Here is a 20,899-nt window from a genome sequence, read left to right as displayed (position 1 = left end):
CCCCACCGGTGACCGGTGGGGCGCCCTCCGTCGTACCGGCGGCCGGCCGACCGCGGGGCACGCCCGGTCCGGCCCGCGGGTTCCGGCGCGGTCGTCAGGCGCCGGACCAGTCGGGCCTCGCCCGGCGCAGTTCCAGCCCGTCGAGGAGCAGGTCGAGGCCGATGAGGAACTCATCGGCGTAGGAGTAGTCGGGCAGGGCGACGTGGCGGGCCACCAACTCGGCGAGGTGCGGAAACTCCCCGGCGGGCGCCTGGTCGATGAGCGCCTCGGCCATGTCCCCGATGTCGTCGCCGGCGGCCTCGAAGGGAAGGGCGGCCTCCTGCAGGGCGAAGCCGTACACGTAGCTGTCCAGCAGGGAGAACGCATGGGCCGCACCCGCGACGGAGAAGCCGCCGGCGCGCAGGCTGCCGATGACCGCGTCGTGGTGGCGCAGCGTCCTGTGGCCGGGGTTGGAGCGTGAGTCCAGCAGCCCGATGGCCCAGGGGTGGCGGCTGAGGGCGTTGCGCATCGAGACCGCCCGCTGCCGCATGGCGGCCTTCCAGTCGAGTGCGTCCGACGGGAGGCCGACCTCGCCGAAGACCTCGTCGACCATGCCGTCGAGGATCGCGTCCTTGTTGGCCACGTGGTGGTAGAGGGACATGGCCTCGACGCCGAGGCGTTCGGCGAGCTTGCGCATGGTGAGCGAGCCGACGCCCGCCTCGTCGGCCAGGGCGACCGCCTCCCTGAGGACGGTGTCCCTGGTCAGCGGCTCGCCACGGCGGTGCATCGATGCCCGGGCCCGATCTTCGGCCAACGGTCTTCTCCTTGCTCGGCTGCTTGACACCCCTTGACCACCTTACTTCGTAAGGTAGCCTTACGGAGTAAGGTGCCTTACGGCGTAAGGATCGACGGCGGAGCAGGATCGGAGGCGGGCGGCATGGAGTCGAACGACGCGGAGGTCACCCGTGCGACGGGCACGGGGAAGAAGCTGTGCGTCATCGGCGCCTCGGGAAAGCTGGGGCGCTACATGGTGCGGCACGCACTGGACCGGGGCTACGAGGTGGTGGGCGTGTGCAGGGAGCAGAGCGTGCCCAAGCTCGCCGAGTTCGACGGCCGGATCACGATCGTCCCCGGGGCGACCGACGACCGCGCGGTCGTCGCGCGGGCCGTCGAGGGGTGCGACGCGGTGCTCACCGTGCTGGTCCCCTGGGGAATGAAGCACTACTCCTCCGGCACCGCGCAGGCGGTACTGGACCTCGCCCCTTCCGGCGCGCGCCTGGTCTTCTCCTGCGGTTGGCACATCACCCGTGACGGGAAGGACGCGTATCCGCTCCACTTCAGGGTGCTGGTGAAGGTCACCACCGCACTGGCGAAGCTCGTCAGGGCCGTGGACGTGGACGACCAGGTCGAGGCGTGCCGCAGGATCTTCGCGAGCGACACCCGTTGGACCGTGGTGCGCGGCAGCGACCTGGAGGAGGGCGGGAGCCAGGGGCTGCCGGTGTGGAGCCGACACGTGGGGGACCCCGTCCTGGCGAGCAATCGGACCCGGCGGACCGACTTCGCCCTGTTCATGGTCACGGCGGCCGAGGACGACGCACTCGTCCGGGAAGCGCCGGCGATCGTGGGTCGACTCACCCCTTCCGCCCTCGCCCACGCACCCGCGGGGGGCCTCGAACACCCCTGACCGGGGGCGCCCGTCGTGCCGGAACCCCGGACCGGTCGGTCCGGGGTTCCGGCACGAGCGCGGCGCCGACCGCACGGGGCGGGCACGGTCCGGGGTATTGACGCCCCACCGATCACCGCCGTACCTTCCTGCCAACCCGATAGGAAACTTTCCTAACAGATCAATCGGCAGGTGGATCCGACATGGCGGGCACGATCCCGGGAACACCCGGCACACCACGGGTCCTGCGGGCCATGAACGACCGCGCCGCACTGGACCTGCTCCTGGAGCACGGCCCCCTCTCGCGCACCAGGATCGGCAAGCTCACCGGCCTGTCCAAGCCGACCGCCTCCCAGTTGCTCGCCCGGCTCGAAGCGGCCGGACTGGTCGTCGCCACCGGCACCACCGAAGGCCGACCCGGCCCCAGCGCCCAGCTGTACGCGGTGAACGCACGTGCCGCGTACGCCGCCGGACTCGACGTCAACCAGCACCGCATCCACGCCGCCGTCGCCGACGTCACGGGGGCGATCGTCGGCGAGTTCGAGCTGCCGACCCCCGGCCGCGCCGCCTCCGGCGTCGTCCGCCACGTCACCGACGCCCTCGACGGAGCCGTCGAGACGGCCGGGGTCACCCGCGCGGACGTGCGTCGCCTGGTCATCGGCACCCCCGGCGCGTTCGACCCGGCCACCGGACGCCTGCGGTACGCCTCCCACCTGCCCGGCTGGCACTCCCCCACCCTCCTGGAAGAGCTGGCCGCCGTCCTGCCCATGCCGTTCGAGTACGAGAACGACGTCAACCTCGCGGCCATCGCCGAACAGCGCCTGGGCGCCGCCCGCGGCCACTCCGACTTCGCCCTGCTGTGGAACGAGGGCGGACTCGGTGCCGCGCTCGTCCTCGGTGGGCGCCTGCACCGGGGCTTCACCGGCGGCGCCGGCGAAGTCGGCTTCCTGCCGGTGCCCGGCACCCCGCTCGTCCGCCAGGTCGCCAAGGCCAACTCCGGCGGCTACCAGGAACTCGCCGGCGTCCAGGCCGTGGCCCGGATCGCCCGCACCGCCGGCATCCGGGCCCCGGAACAGCCACACGTGCGGGTCGCGACCGAGCTGCTGTCCCGGGCCGCCTCCGCCCACGGGGACGACCCCCGGTACGCGGAGCTGCTCGACCGCTACGCCGAGCGCGTCGCGACCGGGTTGGCCGCCGTCGTCGCCGTCCTCGACCCCGAACTGATCGTGCTGTCCGGTGCCGTCCTCGTCGCCGGCAGCGAAGCACTGCGCTCCCGGGTGCAGGCCCAACTCGCCGACCTCGCCGCGTCCCGGCCCCGGCTCGTCCTGACCACCGTCCCCGACCGGCCGGTGCTGCGCGGGGCCCTCGAAAGCGCCCTCGCCACCACCCGCGACGAGGTCTTCGACACCTCGCGCTGATCCATCGCCCGCCCCCTTCCCCCGCACTCACTCCGCCACAGGGAGAACACGTCATGCCCGCACGCCCCCGCAGAACTGCCGCCGCGCTCGCCGCCGGCGCCTCGATAGCGCTCTTCGCCTCCGCCTGCACCGGCTCCGCGAACAACACGGCCTCCGACGACCCGAAGGCCGAAACCACCCTCACCTTCTGGCACGGCTGGTCGGCTCCCGCCGAGGTCAAGGCGATCGACGAGAACGTCGCCCGCTTCGAGAAGGCCCACCCGAACATCAAGGTGAAGGTGGTCGGCAACATCAACGACGACAAGCTCGGGCAGGCCCTGCGCGCGGGCGGTTCGAACGGCCCGGACGTCGTCTCCTCGTTCACCACGGCCAACGTCGGCAAGTTCTGCGCCTCGGGTGCGCTCGCCGACCTCCGGCCCTTCATCGAGAAGTCGAAGCTCGACCTGGACAAGACCTTCCCGAAGGTCCTCCAGGACTACACCCAGTTCGAGGGCAAGCGCTGCGCGCTGCCGCTGCTGTCCGACGCGTACGGGCTCTACTACAACAAGGACGCCTTCAAGGCGGCCGGCCTCGACCCCGAGGCCCCGCCGAAGACCTGGTCCCAGTTCACCGAGGTCGCCAAGAAGCTGACGAAGGCCAAGGGCGACTCGTACGAGCAGCTCGGCTTCATGCCGAACTACCTCGGCTACGAGACGGTCGTCTCGCACTACATGTCGCAGTGGAACCACGGCGGCTACTTCGACGCGAACGGCACGTCGAACGTCGCGGCGGACCCGGCGTTCGCCGAGATGATCACGTACCAGAAGTCGCTGGTCGACGCCCTCGGCGGCTTCCAGAAGCTGGACAAGTACCGCACCACCTTCGGCGACGAATGGGGCGCCAAGCACCCCTTCCACACCGGTCAGGTCGCCATGCAGCTCGACGGCGAGTGGCGACTCAACTTCCTCAAGGAGGCCGGGGTCGGCTTCGAGGTCGGCGTCGCGCCGCTGCCGGTCGCCGACGACGAGGCGTCCGAGTACGGCAAGGGCTACCTCTCCGGCACCATCATGGGCATCGCGCCGCAGAGCAAGAAGCAGAACGCCGCCTGGGAGCTGGTCAAGTACATGACCACGGACACCGACGCCGTGGTCGGCTTCGCCAACGCCATCGGAAACGTGCCCTCGACCTTCGAGTCCCTGAAGTCCCCGAAGCTGGCCTTCGACGAGCGCTTCACGACCTTCCTGGACATCGCCCGGCACCCCAAGTCCACCACCTCGGACGGTGCGGTCAACGGCGCCGCCTACCAGGAGACCCTCTCCGACTTCGCCAGGAAGTACGAGAAGGGCGAGGTCACCGACCTCAAGAAGGGGCTCGCGGAGACCGCGGCCCAGATCGACCGCGACATCGCCGCGGCGAAGTGACGGCCGGTTCCCCGCCCATGAGCACGGACACCATGCCCGCGCGGGAGGCGACGGCCCCGGTCGCCGCCTCCCCGGAGGGGCGCAACACCCTGCGGTCGAAGCGCCGGCGCGACGCGCTGCGCACCGCGCTGTTCATGTCGCCCTGGTTGATCGGGTTCGGCTTCTTCTTCGCCTATCCACTGATCTCCACGCTGTACTTCTCGTTCATGCGCTACGACGGCCTCAACGCGCCGGCCTGGCGCGGCCTGGAGAACTGGACCTACGTCTTCTCCGACCTTCCGAAGTTCTGGCCGGCCATGCAGAACACCCTCTGGCTCGCCGTCGTCATGGTCTCCTGCCGGGTGCTCTTCGGCCTCGGCGTCGGCATGCTGATCACCAAGATCAAAACCGGCGCCGGCGTCTTCCGGACCCTCTTCTACCTGCCCTACCTCGCCCCGCCGGTGGCCGCCACCCTGGCCTTCGTCTTCCTGCTCAACCCCGGCACCGGGCCGGTCAACTCGCTCCTGGAGGCGGTCGGCATCCCCGCACCCTCCTGGTTCAACGACGCGGACTGGGCCAAGCCCGCCCTGACCGTCCTCGCCGTGTGGGGCGTCGGCGACCTCATGGTCATCTTCATGGCGGCCCTGCTCGACGTGCCGAAGGAACAGTACGAGGCCGCCGAACTGGACGGCGCCTCACCGTGGCAGCGGTTCCGCTACATCACCCTGCCGAACATCTCGCCGATCGTGCTCTTCGCGGTCGTGACCGGAATCATCGGCGCGATGCAGTACTACACGCAGCCGATCGTGGCCTCCAAGGTCGCCTCGGGCGTGATGGGCGGGTCCGGCGTGACCTTCCAGCCCGGCTACCCGGACGACTCCACCCTGACGCTCCCCCAGCTCGTCTACAGCCTCGGCTTCAGCCAGTTCAACTACGGCGCGGCCTGCGTGGTGGCGCTGGTCCTCTTCGCCCTCTCCATGGCCTTCACCGCGCTGCTGATGCGGCGGCGCGGCGGCCTGATCGGCTCGGGTGACTGAACCATGACGACGCTTCCCGTCTCCTCCCCCGCCGCGCGGACCGCCCGCCGAAGGGCGCTGCTGCACTGGATCGGCGTGCACGCGCTCGGCGTGGCCGCCGCCCTGTTCTTCGTGCTCCCGTTCGTCTTCGTGCTGCTGACGTCCCTGATGAGCGACGCACAGGCGTTGACCCGGGACCTGACGCCGAACTCCTGGCACTGGGAGAACTACGCCAAGGTCTTCGAGACCCCGGGCTTCCTCACCTGGTGGCGGAACTCCCTGCTGTACGCGGGGCTCGGCACCCTCCTCGTCGTGGTGTCGTCCGTCCCCGTGGCGTACGCGCTGGCGAAGTTCCGCTTCCGCGGCCGGCACCTGTCGCTGCTGCTCGTGATCTCGATGATGATGCTGCCGCCACAGGTCGTGATCATCCCGATGTACCTGTTCTGGGCCAAGCAGATGGACCTCTCCGGCACCCTGTGGCCGCTGATCGTGCCGATGGCCTTCGGCGACGCCTTCGCCATCTTCCTGCTGCGCCAGTTCCTGCTGACGATCCCGAACGAGTACGTCGAAGCCGCGAAGATCGACGGATGCGGCGAACTCCGCACCCTGATCAAGGTCGTGCTCCCGATGGCCAAGCCGGGCATCGCCGCGGTGGCCCTGTTCCAGTTCTTCTACTGCTGGAACGACTACTTCGGGCCGCAGATCTACGCCTCCGAGAACCCCGCCGCCTGGACGCTCAGTTACGGCCTGGAGTCCTTCAAGGGCGCACACCACACCGACTGGAATCTGACCATGGCCGCGACCGTCCTGGTCATGGCCCCCGTGATCCTCGTGTTCTTCTTCGCGCAGAAGGCGTTCGTCGAAGGTGTCACACTGACCGGAGTGAAGGGCTGACGCACACATGAAGCTCGCTGTCGTGGGGGGCGGTTCCACCTACACCCCCGAACTCATCGACGGATTCGCGCGCCTGCGCGACACCCTGCCCGTCACCGAACTCGTCCTCGTCGACCCGGCCGCCGAACGCCTCGAACTCGTCGGCGGACTGGCCCGTCGGATCTTCGCCAAACAGGGCCACGACGGAAGGATCGTCACCACCGCCGACCTCGACGCCGGGGTCGCCGACGCCGATGCCGTCCTGCTCCAACTGCGGGTCGGCGGGCAGGCCGCCCGGCAGCAGGACGAGAGCTGGCCGCTGGAGTGCGGCTGCGTCGGCCAGGAGACCACCGGTGCCGGCGGCCTCGCCAAGGCGCTGCGGACCGTCCCGGTCGTCCTCGACATCGCCGAGCGGGTCCGGCGCACCAATCCGAACGCCTGGATCATCGACTTCACCAACCCCGTGGGCATCGTCACCCGCGCACTGCTCCGGGCCGGCCACAAGGCCGTCGGCCTGTGCAACGTGGCCATCGGCTTCCAGCGGAAGTTCGCCAAGCTCCTCGACGCGGCCCCGTCCGAGGTCCACCTCGACCACATCGGCCTCAACCACCTGACCTGGGAGCGGGCGGTCCGGATCGGGGGCCCCGAGGGCGAGGACCGGCTGCCCGGGCTGCTCGCCGAGCACGGCGACGCGATCGCCGCGGACCTCCACCTGCCGCGCCCCCTCCTGGACCGGCTCGGCGTCGTCCCCTCGTACTACCTGCGGTACTTCTACGCGCACGACGAGGTGGTGAGGGAACTCGGCACGAAGCCCTCGCGGGCCGCCGAGGTCGCCGCGATGGAGCGCGAGCTCCTGGAGATGTACGGCGACCCGGCCCTCGACGAGAAGCCGGCCCTGCTCGCCCGGCGCGGCGGCGCCTTCTACTCGGAGGCGGCCGTGGACCTCGCGGCCTCGCTGCTCGGCGGGGGCGGTTCCGCACACCAGGTGGTGAACACGTACAACAACGGCACGCTGCCGTTCCTCCCGGACGACGCCGTCATCGAGACGCAGGCCGCGGTCGGCGCCCATGGTGCCGCGCCGCTGCCGGTCGCACCGGTGGACCCGCTGTACGCCGGCCTGATCGCCCACGTCACGGCCTACGAGGACCTCGCGCTGCAGGCGGCGCTGCACGGTGGTCGCGAGCGGGTGTTCAAGGCGCTGCTCGCGCACCCGCTGGTCGGCCAGTACGACTCCGCCGAGGGCCTCACGGACCGGCTGATCGCGCACAACCGGGAGCACCTCGCGTGGGCATGAACCGGAGCGATGTGCTCCTTGCGGTCGACGCGGGGAACAGCAAGACCGACGTCGCGCTGCTCTCCCGGGACGGGACCGTCCTGGGATCGGCACGCGGCGGCGGGTTCCAGCCCCCCGTGGTGGGGGTGGGGACGGCGGTCGACGGGCTCGCGGAGATCGTCGGGCGGGCGTGCGCCGATGCCGCGGTCCCCACGGCGTTCGCCCACGTCACGGCCTGTCTCGCCAATGCCGACCTGCCCGTCGAGGAGGCCGCGCTCACGGCCGAGCTGCTCGACCGGGGCTGGAGTCGGGACGTGCGGGTGCACAACGACACCTTCGCCGTCCTGCGGGCCGGGCTCGACGAGCCGCACGGTGTGGCGGTGGTGTGCGGGGCCGGCATCAACTGCGTCGGCATGACCGCGGACGGACGGACCGCCCGCTTCCCGGCGATCGGGAAGCTGTCCGGGGACTGGGGAGGCGGCAGCGGTCTGGCCGAGGAGGCGCTGTGGTTCGCGGCGCGCGCCGAGGACGGGCGCGGCGAGCCGACGGAGCTGGCGCGTGCGCTGCCCGCGCACTTCGGCCTGGAGACGATGTACGCGCTGATCGAAGCGCTGCACCTGGGTCGGGTGCCGTGGGAGCGGCGGCACGAGCTGACGCCCGTGCTGTTCCGGGTGGGTGCGGCGGGTGACGCGGTCGCACGGTCGCTGGTGCACCGACTGGCCGAGGAGGTCGTCGCACTGTCCTCGGTCGCGCTCGCCCGGCTGGGGCTGCTCGACGAGGAGGCACCGGTGATGCTGGGCGGCAGCGTGCTCGCGGCGCGCCACCCGCAGTTGGAGGGACGGATCCGCGAACTGCTCGCGGTACGGGCGCCGAAGGCCCTGATCGGGTTCGTGACGGCGCCGCCGGTGCTCGGAGCGGGCTTGTTGGCGCTGGACGAGGTGGCGGCCGGTCCGGCTGCCGCGGCCCGGCTGCGGGAGCGGTACGGGGCCTGAGCGGGGACCGCGGGCACGGACGGGTCGCGCACCGTGCCGGTGGACCGGGGGCGGGGTCCGGGGGGCCGGACCCCGCGGGCCCGGCTGCGGGGCGTTCCGTCGTGGTGACGGGGCGCCCCGCAGCTCCGTTCGTCCCCGTGGACCGTGTGTGCCGAGGAACCAATTCCGGCCGCCCGACGTGTTCAAGACAGGGGGCTGGTCTGCTGCCGCGCCGGGGGGATGCGGCACGATAGGCACAAGATCCAGTCAATCCCGGTGTGCGGACGGTCCACTGCGGCCATACTGCTGGCCGGGTGGTCCACCACCGGAACCGGACGGACCGGCCCCGGCCGGAAGGACCGACGTCAGCGACCGAGGGGGAGGTCAAGTGACACACCCGCCGAACGCGCCCACCGCCCCGGCGGCAGGGAGCACGGCGCCGGTGCCCGCGCACCCGGGCGCCCTGCCCGCGCAGCCGTCGCGCCCACCCGTCGCTCCCCCGCCCGCGGGGCGCGGTGCCTGGGCCACGGGTCGGGAGCGACTGCGGGAAGCCACGACGACCGAACCGGGCCGGCTCCAGGTGCTCGGTGCCGTACTGGCGCTGCTCGTGGTCGCGTTCGGGGCGATCACCGCCCTGGAGGTCACCGACCGTGCCGCCGCCGCGGAGGACGTGGTCAGTCGCAGCCAACCGCTGAGCGCCGACGCGGCGGCCATCTACCGCTCCCTCGCCGACGCCGACACCACCGCGGCCAGCGGCTTCCTCGCGGGCGGCCTGGAGCCGGCGGACTCCCGCGAGCGGTACGCAAAGGACATCACCACCGCCTCCCGGCTCCTCATCAAGGCCGCTGCGAACACCGACGGTTCGTCGGAGTCGGCACGCGAGATCGCCGCCCTCAACGAGCAGTTGCCCCGCTACACCGGGCTGATCGAGCGCGCCCGGGCCGCCAACCGGCAGGGGCTGCCCCTGGGCGGCGCCTATCTGCGGTACGCCAACCAGCAGATGGCCACCGAACTGCTGCCCGCCGCCGAGCGGCTCTACGCGGCGGAGACCGAGCGGCTCCAGGAGGACGACGCGTCCGCCCGCACCTGGCCGTTCCTCTCGCTGGCGGTCGGCCTGCTCGCCCTCGGCGCCCTCCTCTGGGTCCAGCGCCGGACCTACGTGCGGACCAACCGGGTCTTCAACCACGGGCTGCTCGCCGCCACCGCCGCCACCGTCGCCGCCCTGCTCTGGCTCCTCGGCTCGCACGCGCTCGCGCGCGGCAGCCTGGAGAGCGCCCGGGTGCACGGCCAGGAGTCCCTCCAGGTCCTCAACACCGCCCGGATCAGTTCGCTCACGGCCCGCGCCAACGAGAACCTGACCCTGGTCGCCCGTGGCGCCGTGCTCACCCCGGACGGCAAGAGCGACAAGTACGAGGCCGAGTACACGGCGAGCATGGGCACCCTGACCACCGCACTCGCCGCGGCGCGCACCTGGGCCGACGACGACGCCGGGCGCGACCCGGTCGACGAGTCCACCGCCCGCGTGACCGAGTGGCGGGAGCGCCACAAGGCGGCCCGCGCGGACGACGAGGCGGGCGACTACGAGGGGGCCCTGCACAGGATCATCGGCAGCGGGCAGACCACGGAGCAGTCCTTCGACCAGATCGACACGGCCCTGGAGCGGGCCCTCGCGCACGAACAGACCGAGTTCACCCGCTCCGCCGGGGACGCCAGGGACGCGCTGGCGGCACTGCCGCTGGGCGTGGCGGTCCTCGGGGTCCTGGGGGCGGCGGGCGCCGTGCTCGGCATCAACCGCAGACTGTCGGAGTACCGGTGAGAGGGGGCGGGATGCCGAGCGGCAGGGACCCGCTGGTACGGCGGACGGCCCGGCGGCTGAGGGGCTGGGGCGGGGTGGCGTGCATGGCCGTGGCCTGCGGCCTCACCGCCTCGCTCACCGTGTTGCCGCTCGCGCGCGAAGGGGACGGCCCGACCGTCCCGCCCGCAACGTCCGGCGTGGGCACCGGCGTGCAGGTCAAGGCGGACAGCTGTGAGCACCCCGAGGCGTCCCTCCCGCCCTCTTCCGCGGACGGCCCCTCGGTCCGGGCGATCAAGGACCGCGGGAAGCTGATCGTCGGCGTCGACCAGTCCAGCTACCGCTGGGGCTACCGGAATCCCGAGAAGGGCGTCCTGGAGGGCTTCGACATCACGCTGGCGCGGGCCATCGCCAAGGACCTCCTCGGCGACCCGGACGCGATCATCTTCCGCGCGATACCCACCAACCAGCGGATCGCGGCGCTGAACAGCGGCAAGGTCGACCTGGTCGTGCGCACCATGACGATCAACTGCAGGCGGATCGAGCAGGTCGCCTTCTCCACCGCCTACTTCCAGGCCGGTCAGCAGGTCCTGGCGCCCAAGCGGTCCACCGACATCACCGGTTACGACTCCTCGCTGCGCGGCAAGCGGATCTGCACCGCCGAGGGCTCCACGGCCCACGACGCCCTGGAGGAGAACTCCTTCGGCGCGATCTTCAAGGACGAGGCCGACGGCACCAAGGACGACAAGGACCTGTTGACCGTTCCCAACCAGCTGGACTGCCTGGTCCGGCTGCAGATGGGCGAGGTCGACGCGGTGGTCACCGACAACGCGCTGGCGGCCGGCCAGGCCGCCCAGGACCCGGCGGTCGAACTCAAGGGCCGTCCGTTCACCGAGGAGTACTACGGGGTGGCGGCCAAGCTGGGCAACGACGACTTGGTGCGCCGGGTGAACCAGGTCCTGGTGGGGTACCGGCAGGGGCCCTGGCAGGCGGCGTACAAGACCTGGCTGGAGAAGGACCTGCCGGGGATAACGGGACCACCCGCCCCCCTGTACAAGTAAGGCCCGCACACGGAGACGAAGAGGTGATCGATGGGCGTCACGGGACCTCCTGGGCCGGCGATGGACCGGGACGAGGTGGACCGTGCGCTGGCGCGGCTCGACGCCGAGCACAAGGCGATCGAGGACTCGCTCCTCGCGCTCCAGGACCACGCGGGCCGCAGGCTGCTCGAAGGCGCCGAGTTGACCGGTGTCACCCGGGACCGCTGGGCGGCCGCCGAGCGGACCATCAGCCTGCTCTGGAACTGCTTCGACGCGTACACCGATGCCCTGCGGGACGTCCGTGAGGTGCGGGCGCGGCGCCGCTGGCCCGGCCGGGAGGAGCTCGTGGAGCTCACCGACCGGCTGCGCGGGGACACCGTGGTCGTCCCGGGCGGGGCAGCCGAAGGGGCGCTGCTGACCGAACGGTTCAGCCTGGCGGGGCTGGTCCGGCGGATGAACGAGCTGTACGCCTCCTCGCTCGACCTGGTGGTCACGGCCGATGCCGTCTGGTCGGCGCTGCCGGCCAGGATCGACCTGCTCGCCGCCGAGTTGGGCCGGACCCGCTCGCTGGCGCACTCCGTCGGCGTGCGGCCCGGAGAACACCCGGCGGGCGACGAGTTGGAGGAGATCACCGCCGAGCTGACCGCGCTGCGGGCACAGGTCGTGACCGATCCGCTGGCGTTCTGGCGTCCGGCGGCGGGGAGTTCGGCCCCCGGCGGGGGCCGGCCGGACACCGAGCGGTACGACCGGGCCGCCCTGGCGCTGGAGGACGTGCGGCGGGAGATCGAGGCAGTGCTCGCGGTGCGGCAGGACTCCGAGGAGCGGTTGTTGCGGTTGCGCGACGTGCTGTCGCGGGCCGACCGGACGCTGGCCGAGGCGCGGTCGGCCCGCGGCGAGGTCCTCGCGAAGATCGCCGCCTCCGAGGTGCCGGCCGTCAGCGGTCCGCCGATCGTGCTCCAGGAGCAACTGGCGACGGCCGCCGAGTACCGCAGGCACGCCCAGTGGCACCGGCTCTCCCCGCTCCTGGAGGCGCTGGAGCGGGAGGCGGAGGACGAGCTGCTGCGGGCCCGCGCGTCGTTGACGGCGGTCACCGCGCCGCTCGCGGTCCGGGCCGAACTGCGCGGTCGGCTGGACGCCTACAAGGCGAAGGCGGCGCGGCTCGGGGCGGCGGAGGATCCGCTGCTCGTCGAGCGGTACGACGCGGCGCGCCGGATGTTGTGGAGCGCGCCGTGCGACCTGAGGGTCGCGGAGCAGACGGTGCTGCGCTATCAACGGGCGGTGGCGGACGTGTTGTCCGGACCGCGGGACGCGGGAGGGCGAGAGTGGTGAGCGGGGAGACGGGCGCGGGGAGCTGTCAGCGCCCCGGGTGCGGCGGGTCGTACGAGGACATGGGGGGTGGGCAGCTGTACTGCGACACCTGCGGCCTCGCCCCGGTCGTCGCGCCCGGCGGGCTGATCGGGTCGACGCCGACGGGGGTGGCCGCGGCCGGGAAGGGGGCGGCCGTGGGCAGCCCGGACTCCGCTTCCTCGCGGAGCGGTTCGCGCGCCTCGTCCCGGTCCTCCACCTCCCGCCGTTCGGTCTCCGGCCGGCTCTCGCGCTCGCTCTCCGGCCTGTCCGCGGCCCGCTCGGTGTCGGTGCGCAGCTCCGGCTCCTCGAGCGGGCAGTCGGCCCGGAACCGGCTGGGTGCGGGACTGGTGGCGATACCCGAGGTGCCCCGCCCCGACCCGCGGGCCGCGGTGATGGAGAACGCCGAAGTGCCCGAGCGGAAGCGTTTCTGCTCGCGTTCCGACTGCGGGGCCCCGGTGGGCCGCTCACGGGGCGACCGACCGGGCCGCACGGAGGGCTTCTGCACCAGCTGCGGACACCCGTACTCCTTCGTGCCGAAGCTGCGCGCCGGGGACATCGTGCACGGTCAGTACGAGGTCGCGGGCTGTCTGGCGCACGGTGGGCTCGGCTGGATCTACCTCGCCGTCGACCGGGCGGTCGCCGACCGCTGGGTGGTCCTCAAGGGCCTGCTCGACACCGGTGACCAGGACGCCATGGCCGCGGCGATCTCCGAGCGCCGCTTCCTCGCCGAGATCGAGCACTCCAACATCGTCCGCATCTACAACTTCGTCGAGCACCTCGACCAGCGCACCGGCTCCCTGGACGGCTACATCGTCATGGAGTACGTCGGCGGCAAGTCGCTCAAGGACATCGCCAACGACCGGCGGACCGCCGACGGCCGGCGCGACCCGCTGCCGGTGGAACAGGCCTGCGCCTACGGGATCGAGGCCCTGGAGGCGCTCGGACACCTGCACAGCAGGAACCTGCTCTACTGCGACTTCAAGGTCGACAACGCCATCCAGACCGAGGACCAGCTGAAGCTGATCGACATGGGCGCGGTCCGACGGATGGACGACGACGAGTCCGCGATCTACGGCACGGTCGGCTACCAGGCGCCGGAGGTCGCCGAGGTCGGCCCGTCGGTCGCGAGCGACCTGTACACGGTGGCGCGCACGCTGGCCGTGATGACCTTCGACTTCCAGGGCTACACGAACGTCTTCGTGGATTCGCTGCCCGACCCCGAACACATCGAGGTCTTCCGGACGTACGAGTCGTACTACCGCTTCCTGGTCCGCGCCACGGACCCGGACCCGGCCCGCCGGTTCGCCTCCGCGCAGGAGATGGCGGAGCAACTGACGGGCGTGCTGCGCGAGGTGGTCGCGCTGCAGTCCGGCCGCCCCCGCCCGGCGCTGTCGACGCTCTTCGGCACCGAGCTGCGGGTCACGGACAGCGCCCTGTTCGCCGAACTGACCGAGGACGTGTCGCTGCTCGGGGCGCGCAGGAGCGGACGGAAGCGGCCCGGGGCCCCGACCTCCGCGGCAGCCGCCGCGCTGCCGGGAACCGGTGCGACGGCCGGGCGCTCCGGAGCCGCGGGGCCCGCGGCCTCCGGGCTCGGGGAACTGCTCGCACCGCTCGACGCGCCCGCCACCGCGCTCGCCCTGCCCGTGCCCCGCGTCGACCCGGACGATCCCAACGCCGGTTTCCTCGCCGGGCTCGCCTCCGCCGCCCCCGGCGAACTCCTCGGTGCGCTCCAGACCGCGCCCGCGCCCTCCGTCGAACTGCGGCTGCGCACCCTGCGGGCCCAACTGGAGCTGGGCGAGCCGTCCGCGGCGACCCGTACCCTCGCCGGCCTGGAAGAGCGGGACCCGGACGACTGGCGGGTGGTCTGGTACCGGGGCGTCGCCTCCCTGGTGACCGGGGACCGCGAGCACGCGGCGCTGGCCTTCGACGCGGTGTACGACGCCTTCCCCGGCGAACCGGCACCGAAGTTGGCCCTGGGCATCTGTGCCGAGGTGCTCGGACAGCTGGACAACGCCGCCGAGTACTACCACCTGGTCTGGGCCACCGATCCCGGTTTCGTCAGCGCGGCCTTCGGACTCGCCCGCGTGCGGCTCGCGGCGGGCGACCGCACCGGAGCGGTCCGGGCCCTGGAGTCCGTGCCGGAGGCATCGATCCACTACACGGCGGCCCGGGTCGCGGCCGTGCGGGCGCGGCTGCGGCGGCGCCCGGCGCACGAGCCGCTGGGCGCGGACCTGACCGCGGCGGCGGCACAGGTCTCGGCGCTCAAGGGCTTCGGGCTCGACGCGGTGCGCCGGGAGCGGCTGGCGACCGAGGTCCTCGGGACGGCCCTCGACTGGGTGCTCTCGGGAAGCCCGGGGGCGGCTCCGGGCGGCGGCACGCTGCTGCTGGGAAGTGAACTGGACGAGCGCGGACTGCGCTTCGGCCTCGAACGCTCGTACCGGGTGCTGGCCCGGCTCGCCCAGCGGGGCGAGGAGAGGATCGAACTGGTGGAGCGGGCCAACCGCTTCCGCCCCAGGACGTGGGTGTGAGTATGTCCCAGAACCCGAAGCCGTCACACGGACTCTCCGTCTGTCCGGGCTGCACCGAGCCGCTGGAGTCGGGCGACCGGTTCTGCGGGGCGTGCGGCTACGACCTGTCGACCGCGCCGGTCGCGGAGCCCGACCGTCCCACCGTGGCGATCGGCACCCCGGTGGACTGGCCGGCCGCTCCGCCCCGCGATTCCGGTTCGCTCTCGACCGCGACCCAACACCCGGGCGACCTCCCGGGCACCGACTCGGGCGGCAACGACCTGACGGCGGTCGAGGCCGGTGCGCACGGCCTGCCGCCGGGCGCCCCCGCGGGCGGCGGGGACTTCGAGCTGGCCGCTCCCGACCCCCGCACCAGCGTGCAGGTGGATCGGACCGCCGCTCCGGAGCCGCCGCCCGCCCCCGCGGTCCCGCTCTGCGTGGCCTGCCGGGCCGGGCGGGTGGACACCGACGGGTACTGCGAGAACTGTGGGCACGCACAGCCGCGCGAGCGGGACCACATGGAACGGGACCTCGGCGGCGTCGCCGCCGTCAGCGACCGGGGGCTGCGGCACCACCGCAACGAGGACGCGTTCGCCGTCGCGACGACCGCCCTGCCCGACGGTTCCCCCGCCGCCCTCGCGATCGTCTGCGACGGGGTCTCCTCGGCGACCCGGCCCGACGAGGCGTCCGCCGCCGCCGCCGAGGCGGCCGGCGCCTCGCTGCTGACCTCGCTCCCCCGGGGAACGCATCCGCAGCAGGCGATGCACGAGGCGATCGTCGCCGCCTCCCGGGCCGTCAACTCCCTGGTGGAAGGGCCCGGTCCGGACGTTCCGGAACACGATCCGCACCACCATCGGAACGCTCCGGCGTGCACCGTGGTCGGCTCCGTCGTCGCCGGCGGCCTGCTCGTCGTGGGCTGGGTCGGCGACAGCAGGGCCTACTGGGTGCCGGACGACCGCAGCGCCCCACCGGCCCGGCTCACCGAGGACGACTCCTGGGCCGCCCAGATGGTGGCGACGGGCCTGATGAACGAGGCCGAGGCCTACGCGGACGAGCGCGCCCACGCCATCACCGGCTGGCTCGGTGCCGACGCCTACGAACTGGAGCCGCACACGGCCGCGTTCAAACCGGACCGCTCCGGCGTGGTCGTGGTCTGCACGGACGGCCTGTGGAACTACGCGGAGGGCGCCGAGGACATGGCCCGGGTCGTTCCGGCGGACGCGGCGGAGCGCCCGTTGCACGGCGCCCAGGTGCTGGTCGGCCACGCGCTGGACGGCGGGGGCCACGACAACATCACGGTCGCGCTCGTCCCGTTCACCGCCGCGCCGCAAGGGGCAGGATCCGCCTGAGCGGTCGCCGGTCCCCGTCCCTTCCCCTCGTCGTCCCAGGAGCCGAATCCCATGGCGAACTTCTCCAAGTCGACCGTGCCGCAGTTCTCTGTGGACGTCTACCAGAACGCGTTCCTGCCGGAGGGCGGCCGGGACGTCAGCGCGATCGTCACGGTCACGTCGACCGGTGGCACCGGCGGGGTCGAGGCGGACGCCCCGACCGCTGCCGGTGTCGTGATCATGGTCGACTGCTCCGGCTCGATGGACTACCCGTCGACCAAGATGCGCGGCGCGCGCGAGGCGACCGCCGCCGCCGTGGACACCCTGCGCGACGGCACCCGCTTCGCCCTCGTCGCCGGTACGCACGTGGCGCAGGAGGTCTACCCGGGGAACGGCGGCCTCGCCGTCGCCGACGCCCGCACCCGGTCGGAGGCCAAGGAGGCGCTGCGCCGGCTCTCCGCGGGCGGCGGCACGGCGATCGGCACCTGGCTGCGGCTCGCGGACCGGCTGCTCTCCTCCGCCGAGCTCACCATCCGGCACGGCATCCTGCTCACCGACGGCCGCAACGAACACGAGTCGCCGGAGGAGCTGCAGGCCGCGCTCCGTGCCTGCGCGGGCCGGTTCACCTGCGACGCGCGCGGGGTCGGCACCGACTGGGAGGTCAAGGAGGTCACCGGGATCGCCTCGGCGCTCCTCGGCACGGCCGACATCGTCGCCGACCCGTCCGGGCTCGCCGCCGACTTCACGGCGATGATGGAGCAGGCGATGGGCAAGGGAGTGGCCGACGTCGCGCTGCGCCTGTGGACCCCGGTCGGAGCGGAGATCGTCTTCGTGAAGCAGGTCGCACCGACCGTCGAGGACCTGACCGGGCGGCGCGCGGAGGCCGGACCGCGCGCCGGGGACTATCCGACGGGCTCGTGGGGCGCCGAGTCCCGCGACTACCACGTGAGCGTGCGGGTGCCGCGGGCGGCGGTCGGCCAGGAGATGCTGGCCGCCCGGGTGTCCCTGATCGCGCCGGACCCGGCGGGCGGGGATCCGCGCCCGCTGTCTCAGGGGCTGGTGCGGGCGGTGTGGACCGACGACCTCGCGATGTCGACGTCGCTCAACCCCCAGGTCGCGCACTACACGGGCCAGGCGGAGCTCGCGGACGTCATCCAGCAGGGGTTGGACGCGCGCAAATCCGGTGATTTCGACGGCGCGACGGCCAAGCTGGGCCGCGCCGTGCAACTCGCGGCGGCCTCCGGCAATGGAGATACGGCCAAGTTGCTTTCGAAGGTGGTCGACGTGGTCGATGCGGCGACCGGTACTGTGCGTTTGAAGGCGAAGGTTGCGGAAGCGGACGAGATGACACTCGAAACCCGCTCCACCAAGACCGTTCGCGTCAAGAGGTAGCCCGGTCACCGGGCCGGACGACGAGAGGGGGAAGCACCGACATGCCGACCTGCCCGAACGGACACCAGTCGGTCTCCGACGACTGGTGCGAGGTCTGCGGCCACCGCATGGCCGGGGCGGGTGCGCCGGCGGGTGCCGTACCGCCGCCTCCCCCGCCGCCGCCCGCGTACGGATACCCGGGCCCCACCGCCCCCGGCCAGACCCCACCGCCGGGTGCGCCGGCGGCTCCCGGCGGCTTCGGTCCCGGCGGCGACCCGAACGCGACGGCCCAGGCGGAACTGTGCCCCCAGTGCCGCACGCCGCGCGAGCACATGGCACCGTTCTGCGAGGAGTGCCGCTGGAACTTCCTCACGAACACGGCGACCTCGTACACGCCACTGGCCCCGCACAACGCCCCGCCGCGGCAACCCGGGCCGCCGCCCGGCCCGAACCTGCCCCCCGGCTTCCAGACCCCGCCGCCCGCCCCGCCGCAGCCGTCGGACCCGTTCGGCTACCAGGGCTCGCGGCCCTCGCAGGTGAACCGTCCGGCCGAGCCGCTGGGCGCCGAGTCCACGCACCACCAGAACCCGCCCCAGCGCCCGCCGGGCCAGCAGCCGCCGGGCGGCCAGCAGGGCGGCGAACCGCCGGTGCCGCCCGTGTACCGCGAGGCTCCGGCCCGCGCGCAGGCCCCGGCTCCGCCCGCACCGCCGCAGCCGCGCGCGGACGACGACTGGGTCCTGTCGCCGCCGTCGCAGCACCGCCCCCCGCAGGGCCCTCCGGCCCCGCCCCAGCACCAGGCCCCGCAACAGCCGCCCCGTCAGGGGCCGCCTCCGCAGCAGGGGCAGCAGCCGTTCCAGCCGCCGAGACCGCAGGAGCCGCAGCAGCCACAGCGCTGGACCGCCGTCATCGGCCCCGACCGCACCTACTTCATGGCGATGATGCAGCGCAGCGGCCCGGAGGCCACGGGCCTGAACCTGCCCGCGTACTCGCCGGACAAGCACGTGCCGCTCCAGGGCGGCCAGGTCTCCATCGGTCGCCGCCGTCACTCCACGGGCGAGTCCCCCGACATCGACCTGTCGGTGCCGCCGGAGGACCCCGGCGTCTCCCACCAGCACGCGGTGCTGGTGCAGCAGCCGGACGGTTCGTGGGCGGTGGTGGACCAGAACTCCACCAACGGCACCACGGTCAACGGCGGCGAGGAGCCGATCCAGCCCTACGTCCCGGTCCCCCTCCAGGACGGCGACCGGGTGCACGTCGGGGCCTGGACCACGATCACCGTCCGGCGCGGCTGACCGTCAGACGGCTTCCGGCAGGGGCCAGGCATAGGGCCCCCCGGGGTCGTCCAGCCAGGCCCACTGCCGGTCGTCGCTGACCGTCACCCCGAAGCGCTCCCGTTCCGGCCGCCCCTCGCGCAGCCAGAGCGAGAGCGCTTCGCGCCGGTCGAGGGCGGCCCCGCCGACCAGCCCCCACAGGAAGCGGAAGCGTTCGTCTCCGGTCGGGCCGTGGCCCGGACCGCGGGGCTCCCCGGTCCGGGCGGCGGCGCCCCGCAGCCCCACGAAGTACGCGGAGGTCGCGAGGAAGCGCCCCTCCGCGTGCGCGGCACCGTGCACCCGCAGCAGGAGCAGCCCGGTGGACAGCGGGGCGAGGACGAGTGCACCGGGCCGGCACTGGGCCAGCCAGGGGTACGGGATCGAAGGCATCGCGCAGGTGGCCACGATCCGGTCGTACGGGGCGCGCGCGGGGCAGCCGCGGGCACCGTCGGCGGTGAACACCGCGGGCCGGTACCCGGCGGCGGCGAGGTGGCCCCGGGCGGACTCGGCGATCTCCCCGTCCAGGTCGACGGTGGTGACGCGCCCCTCACCGAGGCGGTGGCAGAGCAGGGCCGCGTGATAGCCGCTGCCGGCGCCGATCTCCAGGACCCCGTTCCCCTCGCGCACGTCCAACGCATCCAGCATCAGCGCCATCAGGGAGGGCTGACTGGCGGAGGAGACCAGTTCCCCGTCCCGTATCCGGGTGGCGATCGCCGTGTCCGCGTACGCCCCGCGCAGCCAGCGGTCCCGCCGCTCCGGATCGGGGTCGCCGGACCAGAGCCGCTCGTAGCCGCCCGACGAGGAAACGTAGTAGTACGGGACGAAGAGGTGGCGCGGCACCTCGGCGAAGGCCGCCCGCCAGGCGGGATCGGGCAGCAGGCCGCTCGCCTCGATCTCCCGCACGAGCGCCCGCCGCTCCCGCGCACCGGCCTCCGCGAACTCGTCCCGCAGCGCACCCATGCCCCCACTCTCCCGCCGTCCGGGCCAGCCGGCGAGTGGCCGCCGGCGCCACGGCCCCGTCCGGAGCGCGTCCGGAGCCGGCGAGGGCGTGTCCGCGCCCGTCGGGGCGCGTCCGGGGCCGTCGGGGGCGGTGGCCCGAAGTGGTCCTAAGCCCCACGTCCTCGGTCCGGGCATCTGAGACGATGGAACGGTGAACGAGATTCCCGGGGAAACGGTGCAGGAGCAGACCTTCTACGAACAGGTCGGCGGCGAGGAGACGTTCCGCCGCCTGGTTCGCCGCTTCTACGAGGGCGTCGCGGAGGATCCGCTGCTGCGTCCCATGTACCCCGAGGAGGACCTCGGCCCGGCCGAAGAACGCCTCGTCCTCTTCCTGATCCAGTACTGGGGCGGCCCCCGCACCTACAGCGACCACCGCGGCCACCCGCGGCTCCGGATGCGCCACGCGCCGTTCACCGTGGACCGGGCCGCCCACGACGCCTGGCTCCGCCACATGCGGGCCGCCCTCGATTCCCTCGCCCTCGCCCCGGAGCACGAGAGCGAACTGTGGCGCTATCTGACGTACGCGGCGGCCTCGATGGTGAACACGGCGGGCTGAGGTCCGCACCCGGCTCCGGAGCACCCGGCTCCGGAGCACCCGCGGATGAATGCATTCCGGAGCCGCGATCCCGCATG

General features: G+C 73.0%; 17 protein-coding genes. 15 read left to right on the top strand and 2 right to left on the bottom strand.

What is annotated here, in order from left to right:
- Positions 1–94: 94 nt before the first annotated feature.
- Positions 95–793, bottom strand: a complete 699-nt coding sequence (locus ACFW22_RS07450; protein WP_386400269.1) for a TetR/AcrR family transcriptional regulator C-terminal domain-containing protein — start codon at positions 791–793, stop codon at positions 95–97.
- Between the two features lie 123 nt (positions 794–916).
- On the opposite strand from ACFW22_RS07450, the gene ACFW22_RS07445 reads away from it, so the two are divergent.
- The 14 genes from ACFW22_RS07445 to ACFW22_RS07380 all read left to right on the top strand — a co-directional run bounded on the left by ACFW22_RS07445 (position 917) and on the right by ACFW22_RS07380 (position 19,249).
- The gene (locus ACFW22_RS07445; protein ID WP_386400267.1) at positions 917–1,663 is read left to right on the top strand and encodes an NAD(P)-dependent oxidoreductase; all 747 of its coding nucleotides are present in this window, start codon (positions 917–919) and stop codon (positions 1,661–1,663) included.
- A gap of 182 nt (positions 1,664–1,845) precedes the next feature.
- On the top strand, positions 1,846–3,060 hold the full coding sequence (locus ACFW22_RS07440) for an ROK family protein (RefSeq protein WP_386400265.1): 1,215 nt from the start codon (positions 1,846–1,848) through the stop codon (positions 3,058–3,060).
- A 53-nt stretch (positions 3,061–3,113) separates the two neighbouring features.
- Positions 3,114–4,460 (top strand): ABC transporter substrate-binding protein, encoded by a 1,347-nt coding sequence (locus ACFW22_RS07435; protein ID WP_386400263.1) that lies wholly within the window; start codon positions 3,114–3,116, stop codon positions 4,458–4,460.
- A 32-nt stretch (positions 4,461–4,492) separates the two neighbouring features.
- Entirely contained in the window at positions 4,493–5,476 is a 984-nt protein-coding gene (locus tag ACFW22_RS07430; protein ID WP_386400285.1) for a carbohydrate ABC transporter permease, read from the top strand.
- A gap of 3 nt (positions 5,477–5,479) precedes the next feature.
- The gene (locus ACFW22_RS07425) at positions 5,480–6,349 is read left to right on the top strand and encodes a carbohydrate ABC transporter permease (RefSeq protein ID WP_386400261.1); all 870 of its coding nucleotides are present in this window, start codon (positions 5,480–5,482) and stop codon (positions 6,347–6,349) included.
- 7 nt (positions 6,350–6,356) lie between these two features.
- Entirely contained in the window at positions 6,357–7,622 is a 1,266-nt protein-coding gene (locus tag ACFW22_RS07420; RefSeq protein WP_386400259.1) for a 6-phospho-beta-glucosidase, read from the top strand.
- Positions 7,613–8,593 (top strand): N-acetylglucosamine kinase, encoded by a 981-nt coding sequence (locus ACFW22_RS07415; RefSeq protein WP_386400257.1) that lies wholly within the window; start codon positions 7,613–7,615, stop codon positions 8,591–8,593. The genes ACFW22_RS07420 and ACFW22_RS07415 overlap by 10 nt, the downstream gene beginning before the upstream one ends.
- 367 nt (positions 8,594–8,960) lie before the next feature.
- Complete coding sequence (locus tag ACFW22_RS07410; RefSeq protein WP_386400255.1) at positions 8,961–10,388, top strand: hypothetical protein; 1,428 nt, start codon at positions 8,961–8,963, stop codon at positions 10,386–10,388.
- Positions 10,389–10,399: 11 nt separating this feature from the next.
- Entirely contained in the window at positions 10,400–11,425 is a 1,026-nt protein-coding gene (locus ACFW22_RS07405) for a glutamate ABC transporter substrate-binding protein (RefSeq protein WP_386400253.1), read from the top strand.
- Between the two features lie 30 nt (positions 11,426–11,455).
- Positions 11,456–12,733, top strand: coding sequence for a hypothetical protein (locus ACFW22_RS07400; protein ID WP_386400251.1), 1,278 nt, complete (start codon positions 11,456–11,458; stop codon positions 12,731–12,733).
- A 59-nt stretch (positions 12,734–12,792) separates the two neighbouring features.
- The gene (locus ACFW22_RS07395; protein WP_386400249.1) at positions 12,793–15,279 is read left to right on the top strand and encodes a tetratricopeptide repeat protein; all 2,487 of its coding nucleotides are present in this window, start codon (positions 12,793–12,795) and stop codon (positions 15,277–15,279) included.
- Positions 15,280–15,281: 2 nt separating this feature from the next.
- Positions 15,282–16,607 (top strand): PP2C family serine/threonine-protein phosphatase, encoded by a 1,326-nt coding sequence (locus ACFW22_RS07390; RefSeq protein WP_386400283.1) that lies wholly within the window; start codon positions 15,282–15,284, stop codon positions 16,605–16,607.
- 51 nt (positions 16,608–16,658) lie between these two features.
- Positions 16,659–17,978, top strand: a complete 1,320-nt coding sequence (locus tag ACFW22_RS07385) for a VWA domain-containing protein (protein ID WP_386400247.1) — start codon at positions 16,659–16,661, stop codon at positions 17,976–17,978.
- Positions 17,979–18,019: 41 nt separating this feature from the next.
- On the top strand, positions 18,020–19,249 hold the full coding sequence (locus tag ACFW22_RS07380; RefSeq protein WP_386400245.1) for an FHA domain-containing protein: 1,230 nt from the start codon (positions 18,020–18,022) through the stop codon (positions 19,247–19,249).
- A gap of 3 nt (positions 19,250–19,252) precedes the next feature.
- Here the strand turns inward: ACFW22_RS07380 and ACFW22_RS07375 are convergent, their stop codons facing one another.
- The gene (locus ACFW22_RS07375) at positions 19,253–20,227 is read right to left on the bottom strand and encodes a methyltransferase domain-containing protein (RefSeq protein ID WP_386400243.1); all 975 of its coding nucleotides are present in this window, start codon (positions 20,225–20,227) and stop codon (positions 19,253–19,255) included.
- 190 nt (positions 20,228–20,417) lie between these two features.
- Between ACFW22_RS07375 and ACFW22_RS07370 the strand changes: the two genes are divergently transcribed.
- Positions 20,418–20,822, top strand: coding sequence for a globin (locus ACFW22_RS07370; RefSeq protein WP_386400241.1), 405 nt, complete (start codon positions 20,418–20,420; stop codon positions 20,820–20,822).
- The last annotated feature ends 77 nt before the right edge of the window (positions 20,823–20,899 follow it).

Source organism: Streptomyces sp. NPDC058872 (assembly GCF_042743065.1).
Classification (GTDB): domain Bacteria; phylum Actinomycetota; class Actinomycetes; order Streptomycetales; family Streptomycetaceae; genus Streptomyces.
The sequence above is the reverse complement of the archived record's forward strand: the minus strand, read 5'-3'. Positions and strand labels throughout refer to the sequence as shown.

Bases quoted from the DNA above. Each gene is read 5' to 3' on its own strand.
- ACFW22_RS07385 (WP_386400247.1), top strand. From the start codon at position 16,659: ATGGCGAACTTCTCCAAGTCGACCGTGCCGCAGTTCTCTGTGGACGTC.
- ACFW22_RS07430 (WP_386400285.1), top strand. From the start codon at position 4,493: ATGCCCGCGCGGGAGGCGACGGCCCCGGTCGCCGCCTCCCCGGAGGGG.
- ACFW22_RS07405 (WP_386400253.1), top strand. From the start codon at position 10,400: ATGCCGAGCGGCAGGGACCCGCTGGTACGGCGGACGGCCCGGCGGCTG.
- ACFW22_RS07395 (WP_386400249.1), top strand. From the start codon at position 12,793: ATGGGGGGTGGGCAGCTGTACTGCGACACCTGCGGCCTCGCCCCGGTC.
- ACFW22_RS07380 (WP_386400245.1), top strand. From the start codon at position 18,020: ATGCCGACCTGCCCGAACGGACACCAGTCGGTCTCCGACGACTGGTGC.
- ACFW22_RS07390 (WP_386400283.1), top strand. From the start codon at position 15,282: ATGTCCCAGAACCCGAAGCCGTCACACGGACTCTCCGTCTGTCCGGGC.
- ACFW22_RS07420 (WP_386400259.1), top strand. From the start codon at position 6,357: ATGAAGCTCGCTGTCGTGGGGGGCGGTTCCACCTACACCCCCGAACTC.
- ACFW22_RS07375 (WP_386400243.1), bottom strand. From the start codon at position 20,227: ATGGGTGCGCTGCGGGACGAGTTCGCGGAGGCCGGTGCGCGGGAGCGG.
- ACFW22_RS07435 (WP_386400263.1), top strand. From the start codon at position 3,114: ATGCCCGCACGCCCCCGCAGAACTGCCGCCGCGCTCGCCGCCGGCGCC.
- ACFW22_RS07425 (WP_386400261.1), top strand. From the start codon at position 5,480: ATGACGACGCTTCCCGTCTCCTCCCCCGCCGCGCGGACCGCCCGCCGA.
- ACFW22_RS07440 (WP_386400265.1), top strand. From the start codon at position 1,846: ATGGCGGGCACGATCCCGGGAACACCCGGCACACCACGGGTCCTGCGG.
- ACFW22_RS07400 (WP_386400251.1), top strand. From the start codon at position 11,456: ATGGGCGTCACGGGACCTCCTGGGCCGGCGATGGACCGGGACGAGGTG.
- ACFW22_RS07445 (WP_386400267.1), top strand. From the start codon at position 917: ATGGAGTCGAACGACGCGGAGGTCACCCGTGCGACGGGCACGGGGAAG.